16 protein-coding genes are annotated in these 17,707 nt (G+C 68.2%); 7 read left to right on the top strand and 9 right to left on the bottom strand.

All coding sequences use genetic code 11. The features are described from left to right. Nucleotides 1-39: 39 nt before the first annotated feature. From bioB to panC, 4 genes are all read right to left on the bottom strand, one after another. Complete coding sequence (gene bioB / locus GRI75_RS00375; protein WP_160744967.1) at nucleotides 40-1,122, bottom strand: biotin synthase BioB; 1,083 nt, start codon at nucleotides 1,120-1,122, stop codon at nucleotides 40-42. Further along, a complete protein-coding gene (scpA, locus tag GRI75_RS00370) occupies nucleotides 1,119-3,410 on the bottom strand; it encodes a methylmalonyl-CoA mutase (protein WP_160744966.1) in 2,292 nt (763 codons plus the stop codon). The genes bioB and scpA overlap by 4 nt, the downstream gene beginning before the upstream one ends. 136 nt (nucleotides 3,411-3,546) lie before the next feature. After that, a complete protein-coding gene (gene mce, locus GRI75_RS00365) occupies nucleotides 3,547-3,972 on the bottom strand; it encodes a methylmalonyl-CoA epimerase (protein WP_160744965.1) in 426 nt (141 codons plus the stop codon). Between the two features lie 80 nt (nucleotides 3,973-4,052). Next, nucleotides 4,053-4,922 (bottom strand): pantoate--beta-alanine ligase, encoded by an 870-nt coding sequence (gene panC, locus GRI75_RS00360; RefSeq protein WP_160744964.1) that lies wholly within the window; start codon nucleotides 4,920-4,922, stop codon nucleotides 4,053-4,055. An 82-nt stretch (nucleotides 4,923-5,004) separates the two neighbouring features. Here panC and GRI75_RS00355 point away from each other — a divergent pair, with 82 nt between their 5' ends. From GRI75_RS00355 to pgmG, 3 genes are read left to right on the top strand one after another with little or no spacing between them, the layout of a single operon-like run. Further along, the gene (locus GRI75_RS00355; protein ID WP_160744963.1) at nucleotides 5,005-5,811 is read left to right on the top strand and encodes a division plane positioning ATPase MipZ; all 807 of its coding nucleotides are present in this window, start codon (nucleotides 5,005-5,007) and stop codon (nucleotides 5,809-5,811) included. A 3-nt stretch (nucleotides 5,812-5,814) separates the two neighbouring features. Then, nucleotides 5,815-6,108 carry a J domain-containing protein gene (locus GRI75_RS00350; protein ID WP_160744962.1) on the top strand — a complete coding sequence of 98 codons (294 nt, stop codon included), beginning with the start codon at nucleotides 5,815-5,817 and terminating at the stop codon, nucleotides 6,106-6,108. After that, on the top strand, nucleotides 6,105-7,508 hold the full coding sequence (gene pgmG / locus GRI75_RS00345; RefSeq protein WP_160744961.1) for a phosphoglucomutase/phosphomannomutase PgmG: 1,404 nt from the start codon (nucleotides 6,105-6,107) through the stop codon (nucleotides 7,506-7,508). Before GRI75_RS00350 ends, pgmG begins: the two co-directional genes overlap by 4 nt. A 47-nt stretch (nucleotides 7,509-7,555) precedes the next feature. Here the strand turns inward: pgmG and GRI75_RS14800 are convergent, their stop codons facing one another. After that, nucleotides 7,556-8,404: a BON domain-containing protein gene (locus tag GRI75_RS14800; RefSeq protein ID WP_202389508.1), complete on the bottom strand. Its 849-nt coding sequence runs from the start codon at nucleotides 8,402-8,404 to the stop codon at nucleotides 7,556-7,558. 221 nt (nucleotides 8,405-8,625) lie between these two features. Between GRI75_RS14800 and GRI75_RS00335 the strand changes: the two genes are divergently transcribed. Continuing rightward, on the top strand, nucleotides 8,626-11,130 hold the full coding sequence (locus GRI75_RS00335; RefSeq protein WP_328597890.1) for a ligase-associated DNA damage response DEXH box helicase: 2,505 nt from the start codon (nucleotides 8,626-8,628) through the stop codon (nucleotides 11,128-11,130). Between the two features lie 340 nt (nucleotides 11,131-11,470). Here the strand turns inward: GRI75_RS00335 and GRI75_RS00330 are convergent, their stop codons facing one another. From GRI75_RS00330 to GRI75_RS00315, 4 genes are all read right to left on the bottom strand, one after another. Then, on the bottom strand, nucleotides 11,471-11,905 hold the full coding sequence (locus GRI75_RS00330; protein WP_160744960.1) for an ExbD/TolR family protein: 435 nt from the start codon (nucleotides 11,903-11,905) through the stop codon (nucleotides 11,471-11,473). 37 nt (nucleotides 11,906-11,942) lie between these two features. After that, nucleotides 11,943-12,476 (bottom strand): ExbD/TolR family protein, encoded by a 534-nt coding sequence (locus GRI75_RS00325; protein ID WP_202389507.1) that lies wholly within the window; start codon nucleotides 12,474-12,476, stop codon nucleotides 11,943-11,945. An 86-nt stretch (nucleotides 12,477-12,562) separates the two neighbouring features. Further along, nucleotides 12,563-13,342 (bottom strand): MotA/TolQ/ExbB proton channel family protein, encoded by a 780-nt coding sequence (locus GRI75_RS00320; RefSeq protein ID WP_160744959.1) that lies wholly within the window; start codon nucleotides 13,340-13,342, stop codon nucleotides 12,563-12,565. A 33-nt stretch (nucleotides 13,343-13,375) separates the two neighbouring features. After that, on the bottom strand, nucleotides 13,376-14,026 hold the full coding sequence (locus GRI75_RS00315; RefSeq protein ID WP_235911083.1) for a TonB family protein: 651 nt from the start codon (nucleotides 14,024-14,026) through the stop codon (nucleotides 13,376-13,378). A 354-nt stretch (nucleotides 14,027-14,380) separates the two neighbouring features. On the opposite strand from GRI75_RS00315, the gene GRI75_RS00310 reads away from it, so the two are divergent. The 3 genes from GRI75_RS00310 (at nucleotide 14,381) to glpX (ending at nucleotide 17,665) form a co-directional block, all read left to right on the top strand. Then, complete coding sequence (locus tag GRI75_RS00310; protein WP_160744957.1) at nucleotides 14,381-15,247, top strand: hypothetical protein; 867 nt, start codon at nucleotides 14,381-14,383, stop codon at nucleotides 15,245-15,247. 57 nt (nucleotides 15,248-15,304) lie between these two features. After that, complete coding sequence (locus GRI75_RS00305) at nucleotides 15,305-16,597, top strand: homoserine dehydrogenase (protein WP_160744956.1); 1,293 nt, start codon at nucleotides 15,305-15,307, stop codon at nucleotides 16,595-16,597. A 69-nt stretch (nucleotides 16,598-16,666) separates the two neighbouring features. Further along, on the top strand, nucleotides 16,667-17,665 hold the full coding sequence (gene glpX, locus GRI75_RS00300) for a class II fructose-bisphosphatase (protein ID WP_160744955.1): 999 nt from the start codon (nucleotides 16,667-16,669) through the stop codon (nucleotides 17,663-17,665). The last annotated feature ends 42 nt before the right edge of the window (nucleotides 17,666-17,707 follow it).

The raw sequence follows: 17,707 nt of genomic DNA, 5'->3' as shown, positions 1-17,707 counted from the left end.
CGAGTCCAGCATGACGGTGGTGGTTGGCGGAGGGGATCGTCACTCGGCCGCCTCCATCCTGGCGCAGGTCCGGCCCTGAGCCTGCCGCATCGGCTCCTCGCCCTGCAGCGCCGTCAGCCCCAGCTTTGCGAACAGCGCGGCATCCTCGCCGTCCCCCGCATTCGGCGCGGTCAGCAGCGTGTCGCCGGTGAAGATCGAATTCGCCCCGGCCATGAAGCACAGCGCCTGGGCCGCTTCGCTCATGCTCTCGCGCCCGGCGGAGAGGCGCACCATGCTCAGCGGCATGGTGATCCGCGCCGCCGCCACCGTGCGGACGAACTCGATGTCGTCGATCTTCGCCAGCGGCGTGTCGGCCAGCATGTCGCCCAGAACCGTGCCCTTGACCGGCACCAGCGCGTTGACCGGCACGCTCTCCGGATGCTGCGGCAGGGTCGCCAGCGTGTGGACGAAGCCGACGCGGTCCGCGCGCGTCTCGCCCATGCCGACGATCCCGCCGGAGCAGACGTTGATCCCCGCCGCGCGGACGTTGCCCAGCGTGTCGAGCCGGTCCTGGAAGCTGCGCGTGGTGATCACCCGGTCGTAGTACTCCGGGCTGCTGTCGATGTTGTGGTTGTAGTAATCGAGCCCCGCCTCGGCGAGCTGCTCCGCCTGCGCAGGCGTCAGCATGCCCAGCGCCATGCAGGTCTCCAGCCCCATCGCGCGCACGCCCTTCACGATCTCGACGATCGCCGGCATGTCGCGGTCCTTGGGGTTGCGCCACGCCGCGCCCATGCAGAACCGCTGGCTGCCGGCGTCCTTCGCCCGCGCCGCCGATTGCAGCACCGCGCGCACGTCCATCAGCTTGCTCGCCTCGACCCCGCTGTCCGCCTTCACGCTCTGCGAGCAGTAACCGCAATCCTCCGGGCAGCCGCCGGTCTTGATCGACAGCAGCGTGCAGAGCTGCACTTCGCCCGCCGCATGATGCGCGCGGTGGACCTCGGCCGCGCGGAACACCAGCTCGGTGAACGGCAGGTCGAACAGCGCGGCGATCTCCTCGCGCGTCCAGTCGGTCCTTACGCCCGCGCCTGCAGTCCGGCGCCCTTCGACAGGCTCAGGGCGAACGGGATTGGTGGTGACGCTCACTCCGCGGTATTCTCCATTTCCTCGCCCGGGGGCGGCATGTTGTGGCCGAGGAGGCGCAGCAGGTCGGCGGCGCTTTCCACGACGTTGGATCCCGGACCGTAGATGCCCTGAACGCCGGCCTGGCGCAGGAACTCGTAGTCTTGCGGAGGGATCACTCCGCCGGCGACGACCTTGATGTCCGCCCGGCCCGCTTCGCGCAAGTGCCGGATCAGTTCGGGGATCAGCGTCTTGTGCCCGGCGGCGAGGCTCGAGGCGCCGACAACGTCCACTCCCTCGGCCAGCGCCAGCTCACACGCCTCGCGCGGCGTCTGGAACAACGGGCCGGGCACGACGGCGAAGCCCATGTCGGCGAAGGCGCTCGCGATCACGTTGGCGCCGCGGTCGTGCCCGTCCTGGCCCATCTTGGCGATCATCACCTTCGGCTTTCGCCCCAGCCGCCGCTCGACCGCCTTCACCCCCTCGACCACCTGCCCGTAGCGCGCGTCTCCGGCATAAGCCCGCGCGTAGATCCCCTTCACCGGCCGCGGCACGGTGTCGTAACGCCCGAACGCCTCCTCCAGCGCAGCGGAGATTTCGCCGAGCGTGGCATTCTGCCGCGCGGCTTCGACGGAAAGGGCCAGCAAATTAGATCCTCCCCGGCACGGGGAGGGGGACCGCTCGCGCAGCGAGTGGTGGAGGGGGCCCGCCTCCTGGCGCAGCGCGTGCGGCGAGCCCCCTCCACCATCCCCGGAACAAGTCCGGGGCTGGTCCCCCTCCCCGTCCCGGGGAGGATTTTTGGCCGCCTCCGTCAGCGCCCGCAGCGCTGCCCGGCAAGCCGCCTCGTCCCGCCCGGCGCGCGCCTTGGCGATGCGGGCGATCTGCCCTTCGCGCACCCGGTGATTGTCGATGTCGAGCGTATCGATCGGCGAGTGCTCGTCCAGCACGTACTTGTTCACCCCGACCACCACGTCCTCGCCGCGGTCGACCCGCGTCTGCCTGGCCGCGGCCGCTTCCTCGATCAGGCGCTTGGGCATGCCACTGGCGACCGCCTCGGTCATTCCGCCGAGCGCGTCGACCTCCCCGATCAGCCGGCGTGCCTCTTCCGCGAGCTTCGCCGTCAGCGCCTCGACGTAGTACGAGCCTCCGAGCGGATCGACCACGTTGGTGATCCCGGTCTCCTCCTGCAGCACGAGCTGGGTGTTGCGGGCGATCCGGGCGGAGAAGTCGGTCGGCAGGGCCAGCGCCTCGTCGAGCGCATTGGTGTGCAGGCTCTGCGTCCCGCCGAGCACGGCCGCCAGCGCTTCAACCGTGGTGCGGATGACGTTGTTGTACGGATCCTGCTCCTGCAGGCTCACGCCGCTCGTCTGGCAGTGCGTGCGCAGCATCTTGCTGCGTTCGTCCTTCGCGCCGAGCCCTTCCATCACCTCGCACCACAGGGTGCGCGCTGCGCGCAGCTTGGCCACTTCCATGAAGAAGTTCATGCCGATGCCGAAGAAGAACGACAGGCGCGGGGCGAACTCGTCCAGCGCCAGCCCGGCGGCCATCGCCTGCTTCGCGTATTCCTTGCCGTCGGCGATGGTGAAGGCGAGTTCCTGCACCGCCGTCGCCCCGGCTTCGTGCATGTGATAGCCGCTGATCGAGATCGAGTTGAACCGAGGCATCTGCGCCGAGGTGTAAGCGATGATGTCCGAGACTATCCGCATGCTCGGCCCGGGCGGGTAGATGTAGGTGTTGCGGACCATGAACTCCTTGAGGATGTCGTTCTGGATGGTTCCGCTGAGCTGGTCCTGCCCCACCCCCTGCTTCTCCGCCGCGACGATGTAGAACGCCAGCACCGGCAGCACCGCGCCGTTCATCGTCATGCTGACGGACATCTCATCCAGCGGAATGCCGGAGAACAGGATCTCCATGTCCTCGACCGTGTCGATCGCAACGCCGGCCTTGCCGACGTCGCCGACCACGCGCGGATGGTCGGAGTCGTAACCCCGGTGGGTGGCCAGGTCGAAGGCGACCGACAGCCCTTTCTGCCCGGCGGCGAGGTTGCGGCGGTAGAAGGCGTTCGATTCTTCGGCAGTCGAGAAACCCGCATACTGCCGCACCGTCCACGGCCGCCCGGCATACATGCTCGCCTTCACCCCGCGCGTGAACGGCGCGAAGCCCGGCAAGCCGGGCCCGCCCTCCGGCACGTCCTCGGCGGTGTAGAGCGGCTCGATGCCGAACCCTTCGGGCACCTGCCACGTCAGGTCGCGGCCCCTGACCTCCTTGTCCGCCAGCGCGCGCCAGTCGGCTTTGTTGGGTTTGTTCGTCACGCCCGGACCCCACCAATTTCGTCACCCTGAACTCGTTCCAGGGGCCATTTTGCCTCCAGGCTCCGTCCGCGCGGGCGGAGGAATGGGTGCTGAAACAAGTTCAGCATGACGGAAGAGGGGGAGATCCGAAGCCGCATCAATGCCCGCCTTCCGGCGTCTCCATGATCTCCGTCAGCACCCCGCCCATGTCCTTGGGATGGACGAAGAAGATCGGCGTCCCATGCGCGCCGATGCGGGTCGGGCCCAGGATGCGCTTGCCCTGGCCCTCGAACTCCGCCCGCGCCTCGGCGATGTCCGGCACTTCGAAGCACAAGTGGTGCTGGCCGCCGAGCGGATTCTTCCCAAGAAAGCCGCTGACCGGGCTGTCCTCACCCAGCGGAGCCAGCAGCTCCACCTGCGTGCCGCCGTTAGGCGTATCGACGAAGCACACCCGCACGCCCTGCTCGATCATGTCGAACGGCTCGCCGATCTCGGTCGCGCCCAGGCTGTCGCGGTAGAAGGCGCGCGCCGCCTCCATGTCCGGAACGGCGACGCCGATATGGTTGAGACGACCGAGCTTCACTGCTGCTGTCCTCCTGCCGGAATGGGTTTCCGACAATTACCCGCGGCCGCAACAAAATGCCAGCCACGTGTTCGAACCGATCAGTCCACGCTTTGCCGACCGGCGACCGGCATGTTGTCGATCAGCCGCGTTCCGCCGATCCGCGCCGCCACCAGCAGCCGCGCGGGCGTCGCGCCCAGAGCCTCGATCGGCTCGAGGCTCTCGGCATCCGCCAGTTCGGCATAATCGACGCTGGCGAAACCGCCGTCAATCAGCGCCCGGTGCAGCGCCAGCAACGCCGCAGAAACCTGATCCCCGCCCTCGATCCGCGCGACCGCCTCGCGCATCGCGCGGGGCAGCGCGGCGGCGCGCGCGCGATCGTCGGCCGAGAGGTACCGGTTGCGGCTGGAGAGGGCGAGCCCGTCCGCCTCCCGCACCGTGGCGATCCCGTGGATCGCCTCGGCGGCCGGCCGCGTCAGGTCCAGGTCGCGGGCCATGCGGCGGATCACCGCGAGCTGCTGCCAGTCCTTCTCTCCGAACACGGCGAGGTCCGGACGAACCTGGTTGAACAGCTTGAGCACGACCGTGGCGACCCCGTCGAAGTGCCCCGGCCGCGAAGCGCCGCACAGGCCTTCGCTCACGCCGCTGACCGAAACCGTGGTCGCGAAGCCCTGCGGATAAACTTCCTCCACCGGCGGCGCCCACAGCAGGTCGACCCCCTCCGCCTTCAGCAGCTGCGAGTCCTCGGCAAGCTGGCGCGGATAGGCGTCGAGATCCTCGTTCGGCCCGAACTGCGCCGGATTGACGAAGATCGACACGACCAGCGAAGCCGCCCGCGCCCTCGCTTCCCGCACCAGAGTGAGGTGCCCCTCGTGCAGCGCGCCCATCGTCGGCACGAGCGCCACGGCACCTCTCATTCGCAGAGTGTCCACAGCTTCCCGCAGGGCAGGGAGGTGGTTGACGGTTTGCACGGGCGCACCCCTTGGATAAGAGCAGCAGTCACGGGGCACTAGCGGCCCCGCGGCAACAGAGAAAGCCCGTCCGCACGTGTCCATGCCCGCACCGCATCGCATTGTCTTCGCCAACGAGAAGGGCGGCACCGGCAAGTCCACCACCGCGGTGCACGTGGCCATCGCGCTCGCCCATCGCGGCGCCCGCGTGGCGGCGATCGACCTCGATCACCGCCAGCGCACCCTGTACCGCTATCTCGAGAACCGCGCCGAGACGATGCGCCGCCGCGAGATCGACCTGCCGACCGCCCGCTTCGCCGTGTTCGACGGCGGAACCGAGGACGAGCTTGAGGCCGCCGTCCACAAGCTCACCACCGGCGCCGAGGATCTCGGCGGACCGTGCGACTTCGTGATCTTCGACACGCCCGGACGCGACGATCCGCTCGCCCGCCACGCCGCCACGCGCGCCGACACCCTCGTCACGCCGATGAACGATAGCTTCGTCGATTTCGACCTGATCGGCCAGGTCGACGCCGAAACCTTCAAGGTCCGGCGCCTGTCGTTCTACGCCGAACTGATCTTCGAAGCGCGCAAGACCCGCGCCCTGAAGGAACGGCGGGAGATGGACTGGGTCGTCGTCCGCAACCGCGTGCAGCATGTCGACGCCCGCAACCAGCGCCGCATCGATCAGGCGCTCGCCGAACTCAGCAAGCGGGTCGGCTTCCGGGTCGCCCAGGGCCTCAGCGAACGCGTGGTCTACCGCGAGCTGTTCCCTTCCGGCCTCACCCTGCTCGACAAGGGCCAGCTCGGCGAGCTCGGGACCAGCCATCTGGTCGCGCGCCAGGAACTGCGGGAGCTCGTCTCCAAGCTCAACCTGCCCGGCTTCGCGCCGCAGGCCAAAGCGGCCTGAGCGATGATGCGGCTGCTCATCCTGGCCGCGATCGCGATCATCGCCTGGAGGATGATCTTCGGGCGCTGGCCCTGGCAGGCGAAGCTTTCCGCCCGCCAGGAAGCCGCCGCCCGGGCCCGCAAGCTCCTCGGAGTCCAGCCCGGTGCACATCGTCCGGAAATAATCGAGGCCCACAAGCGTTTGGTCGCCATGGTCCACCCCGACCGGGGCGGAACCAGCGAGCAGGTGCACGAGGCCAACGCGGCGCGGGACCTGCTCCTTCACGAATTGCCCGATTCCAAGAAGGAGATCCGATGAGCCACAAGTTCCATCCCACGGTCCTGCGCGAATACGACATCCGCGGGATCATCGGCGAAACGCTGGGCGCGGAGGACGCGCGCGCGATCGGCCGGGGTTTCGCCACGCTGCTGCGGCAGGCCGGCGGGAAGAAAGTGGCGGTCGGTTACGACGGGCGTGTCAGTTCGCCGATGCTCGAGCATGCGCTGGTCGAAGGCCTGACCTCCAGTGGCTGCGACGTCGTGCGCGTGGGCATGGGCCCGACGCCGATGCTCTACTACGCCGAAGCCTCCGCCGATGACGTCGACGGCGGCATCCAGATCACCGGCAGCCACAACCCCGCCAATTACAACGGCTTCAAGATGGTATTCCAGGGCCGCCCGTTCTTCGGCGCCGACATCCAGGAGATCGGCCGGCTCGCGGCGGAAGGCGCCTGGAGCGACGGCACCGGCACTGTCGAGAAGCGCGAGGTGCTGGAGGCTTACGTCGAGCGTATGCTGGCCGGTCTCGAGGGGATCGACCGGGAGCGCCTCTCGTCCCTTCGCGTCGGCTGGGACGCCGGCAACGGTGCCGCCGGCCCCGCGCTGGAAATCCTGACCGCCCGCCTTCCGGGCGAGCACTTCTGCCTGTTTACCGAAGTCGACGGCAACTTCCCCAACCATCACCCCGATCCCACGATGCCGGAAAACCTCGAGGACTTGCGCAAGCTCGTCGCCGAGAAGAACCTCGACTTCGGCATCGCCTTCGATGGCGATGGGGACCGGATCGGCGCGATCGACGGGGAAGGGCGGATCATCTGGGGCGACCAGCTGCTGATGATCTACGCCGAAGACCTCCTGCGCGATCGCCCCGGCTCCACCATCATCGCCGACGTGAAGGCCAGCCGCGCGCTGTTCGAACGCGTCGCCGAGCTCGGCGGCGAGCCGCTGATGTGGAAGACCGGCCACAGCCTCATCAAGTCGAAGATGAAGGAAACCAAGGCGCCTCTCGCCGGAGAGATGAGCGGCCACGTGTTCTTCGCCGACACGTACTACGGCTATGACGATGCGCTCTACGCCGGCGTTCGGCTGATCGCCGCCGCGGCGCGGCTCGGCAAGTCGGTCACCGCGCTGCGCGGGGCGATGCCGGACGTGCTCAACACGCCCGAGATGCGCTTCCAAGTGGACGAGAGCCGCAAGTTCGCCGCGATCGACGAGGTGAAGCAGCGCCTCCAGGGCACCGACGCCGACGTGAACGACACCGACGGCGTGCGAGTCACCACCGCCGACGGCTGGTGGCTGCTGCGCGCCTCGAACACGCAGGACGTGCTGGTCGCCCGCGCCGAAAGCGACAGCGCGGAAGGGCTGGAGCGGCTCCTGCGCCAGATCGACGAGCAACTCGCCGCCTCCGGCCTCGAACGGGGCGCGCAAGCGGCGCACTGACAAGACAGGGGGCGCCGAAGCGCCCCCTGTTCATTCGTAACCTGCGCTCAGGCGAGCGATCCGGGCGTCTGCTCCCCTTCCGCCCGTGCGGAGTCGCCGCCGCGGTCCCATTCGGAGCGTTCCTGGACGCGCAGGTTGTTCTGCACGTGGCGGACGCCGGAAATGTCCTCCACGCAGTCTTCCGCGTGGCGCTTCTGCTGGCGGGTGGGGACGGTTCCGTCGAGGGTGATCTCGCCGTCCTTCACCGTCACTTGGATGTTGCGGGCATCGACCGCCCAGTCGTCCGTCAGGTGGTCGCAGGCGTCCTCCAGGATGCGCTGGTCGGAGCGGGTGTATCCGGAAGGCCCGCGGCCGGTGTGGTCCATCTCGCGGCGCTGGGCGGCCTCCTCGTCGCCGAACCAGCTGGCGATCTCGTCACCCGCGCGGTCGAGGAAGCCCCGCTCGTGCTCGCCGCGGTCGTAGTCGAGGCGCGCTCCTCCGCCATAGCCGCCGTAAGATCCGCCACGTCCGGAACCGCGGTACTCGCGGCTGGTCGGTGTATTGAAGTCCCGTCCCCCCTGGTCCTCGGAGGTGAAGCTGGAATACCCGCGCCCGGTGCCGGTGTCGTAGTAGGCCGGGCCGTAGTTGTACTCGCCGGTCGAGGAGTAGTCGGGCTCCCGGCGCGACGAGCCCTGGCCGCCTCCGCGGTTGCGCTCGCTGCGGTCCCAGGCGCTGCCGTATTCGGACTGGCTGCTGCGCCGGTACGGGTCGCTCATCTGCTGGCCGTAGCCTTCGTCGTCGTTCTGGTTCCAGCCGCGCTCGCCGGAGGAGAACTGCTCCTGTTGGCGCCAGCTGCGGTCGCCGTAGCTTTCCTGCTGACCTGGGCGGTTGCGATTTCTGGTGTAGCGATCGGGCATCACGAGTCTCCTGTGGATCTGCCTGGGTGTCCGATGCTCGCAGGCGACAGCGGGCCTGCGGCATCGCCCCGCACTGCGGGGTACGCTTCTCGAACGGGTGAGGGGGCGCAGAGGTTGCGCGGCCCGGCGCGCCAGCGCGGCGGCTCGGCGCTTGCCGGAGCCGGGGCCGCCTGCGACACCGCAGCAGAACCGATCCGCCCTTCCAATCGTTCGAAAGATCAGTGCCGCACCAGTCGCCCCTCTCCGATGCGCCGACCGCGCCCGAGATCCCGCCGGAAATCGCCCAGTGGTTCGCGGGGCGGGGCTGGCGCGTCCGGCGGCACCAGGCGGAGATGCTGGCGGCCAGCGATGCCGGCCGCCACGCCCTGCTCGTAGCCGATACGGGTGCCGGCAAGACTCTCGCCGGGTTCCTGCCGACCTTGGCCGACTTCACGCCCTCGCGGCTCGCAGGTGCTCCGCCGCCCGAGGGACTGCACACGCTCTATGTCTCGCCATTGAAAGCACTGGCGCACGACGTGCAGCGCAATCTCGTGGCGCCTGTCGAGGAGATGGGGCTCCCGCTCAGGGTAGAGACCCGCAGCGGCGATACGCCCTCGGACCGCAAGAAGCGGCAACGCAGCCGCCCGCCGCATGTCCTGCTGACGACGCCCGAATCGCTCTCGCTGCTGCTCAGCTACCCGGACAGCCTTGAGCTGTTCCAGGGCCTGAAGCGGGTGGTGATCGACGAGGTTCACGCGTTCGCAACGGGCAAGCGCGGCGATCTGCTGGCGCTGGCGCTCTCCCGCCTCCAGGCGATCGCCCCGGGCATGCAGCGCGCCGCGCTTTCCGCCACCGTCGCCGACCCCGAGGAGTTCCGCGCCTGGCTGGCGCCGTGGGGCGAGATCGATGCGGTCCGGCTGGTCGAAGGGGAGAAGGGCGCGCCGCCGGAGGTCGAGATCCTCCTGTCGGAGGAGGCGACCGTGCCCTGGGGCGGGCACGCGGCGATCTGGGCGATCCCGCAGCTCTACCGCGAGATCAAGCGCAACCGCACGACGCTGATCTTCACCAACACCCGCTTCCTGGCCGAATACATCTTCCAGGAACTGTGGGACGCGAACGAGGACACGCTGCCGATCGGCATCCACCACGGCTCGCTGAGCAAGGAGGCGCGGCGCAAGGTCGAAGGCGCAATGGCGCGCGGGGAACTGCGTGCGCTGGTCGCCACCGCCAGCCTCGACCTCGGAGTCGACTGGGGGGACATCGATTGCGTCGTGCAGATGGGCGCTCCGAAGGGCTCGAGCCGCCTGCTGCAGCGCATCGGCCGCGCCAATCACCGGCTCGACCAGGCGAGCCGCGCGATCCTGGTGCCCGGCAACCGCTTCGAATTCCTCGAGGCGATGGCCGCGAAGGACGCGGTCGACCAGGGACACCGGGACGGGGAGGACTTCCGCCCCGGCGGGCTCGACGTGCTCGCCCAGCATGTCATGGCCTGCGCCTGCGCCGCCCCGTTCGACGAAGCGGCGCTCCTGGCGGAAGTCCGCTCCAGCCTGGCCTATGCCTGGCTCGACACGTCCGTGTGGAGCCGCGTCCTGCACTTCGTCGCCACCGGCGGCTACTCGCTGGAAGCCTACGACAAGTTCAAGCGAATCGTCCGCGACGACGACGGGGAGGGCGGCGGCACCTGGCGGCTGACCCATCCCGAGCACGCCCAGAGGCACCGGATGAACGCCGGCATCATCGTCGATTCGGAGATGATCGAGATCCGCTTCCGGAACGGCCGCGCGCTGGGAAAGGTGGAGGAACAGTTCGCCGCCTCGCTGAAGACAGGCGACACCTTCCGCTTCGCCGGAATGGACCTGGAGGTCGAAGCGCTCAAGGATCTCGAGCTGGTCGTCCGCGCCGCGAAGCGATCGGCCACGATCCCGAGCTACATGGGGCTGCGCCTGCCGCTCACCACGCATCTGGCCGATCGCGTGCGGCACATGCTCGTCGATCGGGCCGGCTGGGGGCGCCTTCCCGACGACGTGCGCGACTGGCTGGAAGTGCAGGACTGGCGCTCGCAGATGCCGGGGCCGGACAACCTGCTGGTGGAGACCTTCCCTCACGCGAGGCGGCACTACACGGTTTACTACACCTTCACCGGCTGGAACGCGAACCAGTCCCTCGGCATGCTGATCACCAAGCGCATGGAGCAGCGCGGGCTGCTGCCCGGCGGGTTCGTCGCCAACGACTATTCGCTGGCGGTCTGGGGCCTGAAGCCGGTGCTCGATCCGGCCCCGCTGCTTTCGCCCGACATCCTGACGCACGAGTTCATCGACTGGGTGACGGATTCGCACCTGCTTCGCCGTGCTTTCCGGGAGGTCGCGGTCATCGCCGGGCTGGTCGAGCGCCAGCATCCGGGGAAACGCAAGACCGGCAAGCAGGTCACCTTCTCGACCGACCTGATCTACGACGTGCTGCGCAAGTACGAGCCCGACCACGTGCTGATCGAGGCCGCCTGGGCCGATGCGCGCGCGCGAATGACCGACATCGGCCGGCTCGGCGACCTGCTCGACAGCGCGGCCGAGCGGCTGGTGCACGTGGAACTGGAGCGGGTCAGCCCGCTTGCCGTGCCGGTCATGGTGATGATCGGCCGTGAAAGCCTGCCGCAAGGCGCCGTCGACGACGAGCTGCTGCTGGAGGCGGAGGCCCTGGCCGGCGCCGCGATGCGGGTCGAGACGGGCGCGGAGGAGGAGGAGGAGGAGTGATCGCGTCGCCTCTTCAATCCTCCCCCTCTGGGGGAGGGGGACCGCCGAAGGCGGTGGAGGGGGCTGGCCCGGACGAAAGGGTCGAGCCAGACCATGCCAAAGGGGGAGGACTTTAGTTTGGCTTGAGCCGTTCGGCAGCACCCAACGCCGCCCCAGGACGGAGAGGTGGCGCCGGCCGCAAGGCCGGTGACGGAGGGCCCGCCTCCTACCCAGCGCGTGCGGCGGGCCCCCTCCACCATCCTCTGGATGGTCCCCCTCCCCGTGCCGGGGAGGATTGGGCAGGGCACAAAAAAAGGGGCGGATCGCTCCGCCCCTCTTTCTTGTTCGATGATCGCTTGGGCTAGCTGACGCCGCCGAAGGACCGGTACTTTTCGTTGCCGACGAAGCCGAACTTCGAAACGCCGGACGCCTTCACGATGTTCAGCACTTTGGCCGACAGGTCGTAGCTGGCGTTGGGCTCCGGCTCGAACTGCAGTTCCGGCTCGACCGGGAAGGTCAGCGTTTCCTGCAGGTTTGCGACCAGCTGGCTCTGGTTGATCGCGTTGTCGTTCCAGAGGATCTCGCCGGTGGCGGTGAGAACGACCTTGTTCTTGTCCGGCTGAACATCCGGGGTCGGCGCGTCGGAAGGCGTCGGCAGGTCGATATCGACCGAATGCGTAGCCACCGGGATCGTGATGATGAACATGATGAGGAGAACGAGCATGACGTCGATCAACGGCGTCGTGTTCATCTCCATCATCGGCGAACCATCGTCCCTGCCGCCTGACATTGCCATGAGTGGTTACTCCTGAATTCTTTCTCTTCCGTCCCGATCAGCCGTTGGGGTCGACCGGGTTGGAAATGAAGCCGACGGTCGGGTAACCGGCCGCCTGAACGTTGAAGATCGTGCCGGCCACGCAGCGCCACGGAGCATTCACGTCGCCGCGAATGTGGACCTGCGGGATGAGCTCGGGATTTTGCATGATCGCTTCGACCCCGCCTTCGCGCTGCACGATGTTGTCGAGCCGCTCGAACGCACGGTCGTAGAGTTCCTGCGAACCGACCGGGGTGATGTTGTTGAAGTATACCCGGCATTCGCCGCTGCGCGACGCGCCCTGATATCCCGGTTCGCCCGCGCTGCGGCCTGCGTCGTCCGTGGTGGTCACGGTGAGCAGCAGGTTCTCGACCTTGTCCTTCGATTCGGCCGACACGAACACCGGAATCTGCAGCCTCTCGATCGTCTGGATGGCAACCGGAACGGCGATCAGGAAGATGATCAAGAGCACCAGCATCACGTCCACGAGGGGCGTGGTGTTGATGTCTGACATCGGCGTCTCTTGGCCGCCGCCGCCCATCGAAATGGCCATGTTCTGCGTCCTATCTCAAAACTTCTGTTTCAGTTCGCGGGGCGGGCGGCCCGCATGCCGCAAGTGCCCGCCCCGTGAGCTTTGGCTCAGGCCTTGGAAGCCGTCGCCGGTGCAGTCTTCGCCGCGGTGGCGGCCTGCTGGGTCGAGGTCTTCGTGATGACGGTCGGCTTCACCGCACCGCGCGAGGTGATGTTCGCCAGGATGTCGGTCGAGAAGCCCGAGAGCAGCTCGCCGATGCGGCGGTTGCGCGACTGCAGCCAGTTGTAGGCGAGCACCGCCGGAACGGCGACGAGCAGACCGATGGCGGTCATGATCAGTGCTTCACCGACCGGGCCGGCGACCTTGTCGATCGAGGCCGAACCGGCGAGGCCGATGTTGATCAGCGCGCGGTAGATACCGATAACCGTTCCGAGCAGACCGATGAAGGGGGCGGTAGCACCCACCGAAGCGAGGAAGGGCAGGCCCGAAGCCAGGCGAGCGTTGATCGACGCTTCCGAGCGAGCGAGCGAACCGTGCATCCAGTCGTGCGCTTCGAGGTTGTCGGTCATCTTGTTGTGCTGGGCTTCGGCGGCGAGCGCGTCGTCCACCAGCTGGCGCCATGCGCTGTTCTTCTCGAGCTTGGTGGCGCCTTCGCTCAGCGTGTTGGCGCGCCAGAAGCTGGAACGGACCGCCTTGTACTGGCGGAAGATCTTGTTCTGCTCGAGCAGCTTGGTGATCAGGATGTAGAACGAGCCGACGGACATGATGACGAGGGTGCCGAAGATCGACCAGGCGATAACGCCGCCCTGTTCCATGGCTTCCATGAAGCCGAACTGGTTCTGCGGGGCCGCTTCACCACCGGCCGCGGCCAGAATTTCAATAAGCATGCGGGTAGTCCTCTCTAGAGAATTTCAACGTCTTCAGTTGAGCTGGTAGGTAATCCGGGTGGACCAGGAACCCGTGACCGGATTCCCGTCCCTGTCGAGGGCAGGATCGAAGCGCGCGTAGCGCTCCATGCCCGTGCAGGCTGCCTGGTCGAGCGAGCTGTCGCCGCTCGAGCTGGTTACCGAGCACGCGGATACACGGCCCTCGGCGTTCACGGTGACGCTAACGCCGACGGTTCCCTCGGTTCCTTCACGCAGGGCGCGGGAGGGATAGTTTTCTTGGATCCGTCGTGCCCAGCTGCTCTGGTTCTTCGGCGAGACTCCCCGGGCCTGCGAAGGTGCGGGCGGCGGCGGAGGAGCCGGAGGGGCAGGCGGAGCCGCCGGGGGCACGACGCGCGCGATCGGGGCGGGCGGCGGAATCACCGACTGCACCTGGATCGGGGGCGGCGCGACGCTGACGTTAATCGGCGGCGGCGGCGCGACCGGCGGCGGCGGCGCGGTGTCCGGCTCTGGGGGCGGCGGTTCCTCTTCAGGTTCCTCCGGCTCCGGTTCTTCGATATCCACCGTCGTTACGCGTTCCACCAGTTTTTTTGCTGCCGAGTAGGCAAGACCGGTGACCAGCACGTAGCCGATTGCTATGTGGATGAGTGCAACGATAATAATAGCGATAATCTTGTTACCGCTCATTTGTTGGTCAGCGTAGGCCATCCAGCCGCATCACTCCATTTTCAAAACGCCCAGGCTCACACCCAGCAAGCCGTTCGTATCCCAGCAGAATGTTCTATTCTGACAGGCACGATGCTTTTGTCCAGACCTGAGGCCCAGTGGGAGAAATCGGGGGGTGCCCCTCTCGCAACCACCAAGCCAGGACCCCATTTGTTGTAATTTTATGGTTCTGAAGCCCGTTTCGCGGAAGCCTTAGCGTCACCAGTGGGGCTGGGCAAACGCTTTATCGGTTAACGGCGGATTCATGGACAAAGTCCATCCAACGGGCCGATGGGAGCGAACTGCGCGGCCGCACGTTCCGCCGAGGAGATGACGATGAATTTGCACACCCGCCCCCGTCCGTCGATGTGGCTGCGCGCGCTCGCCCTTCCCGTGGCGCTTTCCGCCTGTGCAACCCCCGGGGAAGCACAAGTCGCGGCGCCGGCGGCTGCCGTGCAACCGCTGACATATGCCGATCTGGCCGGTCTCGCCGAACCGGCCGCGATCATTGCCCGGGTGACGGTAAAGGACCAGGCGAACGTCCCGCCGGAGCGGGCCCCCGGCCTGGCCCCCGGGCATGCGCGGCTTTATGTGGAAGCGCAGACGGAGCGGGTGCTCAAGGGACCGGCGGCGCTGGGCGAATCGCTGCGCTACCTGGTCGATCTTCCGCTCGACGCGAAGGGCAAGCCGCCCAAGCTGAAGAAGCAGTCGCTGCTGGTCTTCGCCAACCCCGTGCCGGGCCGGCCGAGCGAACTGCAGCTGATCGAGCCCGACGCACAGCTTTCCGTTGACGAGGCCACCGAAGCGCGGCTGCGCGGGGTGATCGCCGAACTGGTCGCCCCCGGCGCTCCGCCCCGGGTGACCGGCGTGCGCGACGTGCTCTCGGTGGCCGGCAACCTGTCCGGCGAATCGGAGACGCAGATGTTCGTGGATACCGTCAGCGGCAATCCGGTCGCGCTGACGGTGGTTCGCCGGCCCGGGATGGACCCGCAGTGGGGCGTTTCGTGGACCGAGATCGTCGACCAGGCGGCGCAGGCGCCCGCGCCCGGCACGCTCGAATGGTACCGGCTCGCCTGCTCCCTTCCGCCCGCCCTGCCGGCCAGTGCCTACCTCCAGGCCGATGCAGCCGGGCGCAGCCGGGCGGAGACCGACTACCGCTTCGTCCTCGAACAACTCGGCCCGTGCGAGCGGACGCGGGACTAGCCAAGCCGCAGCCTTCTCACTAACGCCCGCCCCGTTTCAGGCAGAGGGCATTTGGGAATGGCGGAACCGCTTCGTATCGCATTGGCCGGGCTCGGCACCGTCGGGGCCGGGCTCGTGCGCTTGTTCGAAACCAACGGCGCGCTCATCGAAAGCCGCGCCGGGCGCCCGGTGCGGATCGTCGCCGTCTCCGCGCGGGACCGGTCGAAGGACCGCGGAGTCGATCTGTCGCCCTACGTCTGGGAAGACGACATGACCGCGCTGGCGGAGCGCGAGGATGTCGATGTCGTGGTCGAACTGGTCGGCGGCGCCGACGGCCCCGCGCTGACCACCGCGCGCAACGCCCTGCGGGCCGGCAAGGCGCTGGTGACTGCCAACAAGGCGATGATCGCGCACCACGGCATGGAACTGGCCGAGCTCGCCGAAAGCCAGGGCATTGCGCTGAAGTTCGAGGCCGCGGTTGCCGGCGGCATTCCGGTGATCAAGGGGCTGCGCGAAGGCGCCGCGGCCAACCGGATCGAGCGGATCTACGGGATCCTCAACGGCACCTGCAATTACATCCTCTCCACGATGGAGCAGACCGGGCGCGACTTCGGCGAGGTTCTCGCGGAAGCCCAGGCGCTCGGCTATGCCGAAGCCGATCCGACCTTCGATGTCGAGGGCATCGACGCGGCGCACAAGCTGGCAATCCTGGCGGCGATCGCCTTCGGCGCGCGCATCGATTTCCCGGCCGTGGACATCGGCGGGATCGGCCGCGTCCGCGCCGCCGACATCGCCCAGGCCGAAGCGCTCGGCTACCGTATCCGCCTGCTCGGCATCGCCGACTGCGACGAGGGCGAGGGGCTGTTCCAGCGCGTCCAGCCCTGCCTCGTGCCGCACGGCCACCCGCTTGCCGCCGTGGACGGCCCGACGAACGCCGTCGTGGCCGAAGGCAACTTCTCCGGCCGCCTGCTGTTCCAGGGCGCCGGCGCCGGCGACGGACCGACCGCCAGTGCGGTCGCCGCCGACATCATCGACATCGCCCGCGGCGACATCGGCGCGCCGTTCTCCGTCCCCGCCGCCGCGCTGGCGGTCCGCGCGCCCGCCGACGCCGGGCACCGGACCAGCCGCACGTACCTGCGCTTCACGGTCACCGACCGCCCCGGCGTGCTGGCGGAGATCACCGCGGCGATGCGCGATGCGCAGGTTTCCATAGAGAGCCTGATCCAGCACGGCCGGCCCGAGGAGGGCGGCGAAGTGCTGGTCGCGATGGTCGCCCACGAAGGGCCGGAGGCGCGGATCGCGGAAGCCCTGCGCCTGCTCGAAGGCTCGCCCAGCCTCACCGAGCCGCCGCTGATCATGCGCCTGCTCTAGCACGCTCGACATCGCGAACGCCTTCGGCTTTAACCGCCGGCCAGGCATTTCGAGAGGTCCGAATCCCATATGAGCCAAAGCGCCGGTTCCGCCCGATCCATCTCCTCCAGCCACGTTCTCGATCGTGTGCTCGTGCTCGAACTGGTGCGGGTGACCGAAGCCGCCGCGGTGGCGGCTTCGAAGCTGATCGGGCGCGGCGACGAGAAGGCGGCCGACCACGCCGCGGTCGAGGCGATGCGCCAGGCGTTCGACGAACTGGCGATCGACGGCACCGTGGTGATCGGGGAGGGTGAGCGCGACGAGGCGCCGATGCTCTATATCGGGGAGAAGGTCGGCGGCGCGATCGGCACCGGGCCGCGGATCGACATTGCGCTCGATCCGCTCGAAGGCACGACGATCACCGCCAAGGGCGGCCCGAACGCGCTCGCGGTGCTCGCCGCCGCCGAGGAGGGCTGCCTGCTCAACGCGCCCGACGTCTACATGGAAAAGCTCGCCGTCGGCCCCGGCTATCCCGAAGGCGTGATCGACTTGCGCAAGAGCGCGACCGAGAACGTGCACGCGGTCGCCGCTGCGAAAGGTGTCGCTCCCGACCAGATCATCGTCTGCGTGCTCGATCGCCCGCGCCACGCGGATCTGATCGCCGAACTGCGCGCGATCGGCTGCGGCGTCGTGCTGATCGGTGACGGCGACGTCGCCGGGGTCATCGCCACGACCAATCCCGAAACCACGATCGACATGTACATGGGCTCCGGCGGCGCGCCCGAGGGCGTGCTCGCCGCTGCCGCGCTGCGCTGCGTCGGCGGGCAGTTCAACGGCAAGCTGCTGTTCCGCAACGACGACGAGCGGGGCCGCGCCCGCAGGTGGGGGATCGAGGACCTCGACCGGATCTACAAGCTGGAAGAACTCGCCAAGGGCGACTGCATCTTCGCCGCCACCGGCGTGACCGACGGTTCGCTGCTGCAAGGCGTGAAGTACAAGAAAGCCGGCTGCATGACCACGGAGAGCGTGGTGATGCGCGCCAGCTCCGGCACCGTGCGCTGGATCAAGGGCGAGCACCACCGCGGCTAGTTTCGGCGGCAGGCAGGGGGAAAAGCCCCCCGCTCCTGTTGC

It is taken from the genome of Croceibacterium soli, from assembly GCF_009828065.1.
GTDB lineage: Bacteria > Pseudomonadota > Alphaproteobacteria > Sphingomonadales > Sphingomonadaceae > Croceibacterium_B > Croceibacterium_B soli.
The sequence above is the reverse complement of the archived record's forward strand: the minus strand, read 5'-3'. Positions and strand labels throughout refer to the sequence as shown.

Coding starts and splice junctions, on each gene's coding strand:
- GRI75_RS00310 (WP_160744957.1), top strand. CDS start 14,381: ATGAATTTGCACACCCGCCCCCGTCCGTCGATGTGGCTGCGCGCGCTC.
- GRI75_RS00305 (WP_160744956.1), top strand. CDS start 15,305: ATGGCGGAACCGCTTCGTATCGCATTGGCCGGGCTCGGCACCGTCGGG.
- GRI75_RS00315 (WP_235911083.1), bottom strand. CDS start 14,026: ATGAGCGGTAACAAGATTATCGCTATTATTATCGTTGCACTCATCCAC.
- GRI75_RS00320 (WP_160744959.1), bottom strand. CDS start 13,342: ATGCTTATTGAAATTCTGGCCGCGGCCGGTGGTGAAGCGGCCCCGCAG.
- GRI75_RS00350 (WP_160744962.1), top strand. CDS start 5,815: ATGATGCGGCTGCTCATCCTGGCCGCGATCGCGATCATCGCCTGGAGG.
- GRI75_RS00330 (WP_160744960.1), bottom strand. CDS start 11,905: ATGGCAATGTCAGGCGGCAGGGACGATGGTTCGCCGATGATGGAGATG.
- glpX (WP_160744955.1), top strand. CDS start 16,667: ATGAGCCAAAGCGCCGGTTCCGCCCGATCCATCTCCTCCAGCCACGTT.
- GRI75_RS00355 (WP_160744963.1), top strand. CDS start 5,005: ATGCCCGCACCGCATCGCATTGTCTTCGCCAACGAGAAGGGCGGCACC.
- pgmG (WP_160744961.1), top strand. CDS start 6,105: ATGAGCCACAAGTTCCATCCCACGGTCCTGCGCGAATACGACATCCGC.
- GRI75_RS14800 (WP_202389508.1), bottom strand. CDS start 8,404: ATGCCCGATCGCTACACCAGAAATCGCAACCGCCCAGGTCAGCAGGAA.
- GRI75_RS00325 (WP_202389507.1), bottom strand. CDS start 12,476: ATGGCCATTTCGATGGGCGGCGGCGGCCAAGAGACGCCGATGTCAGAC.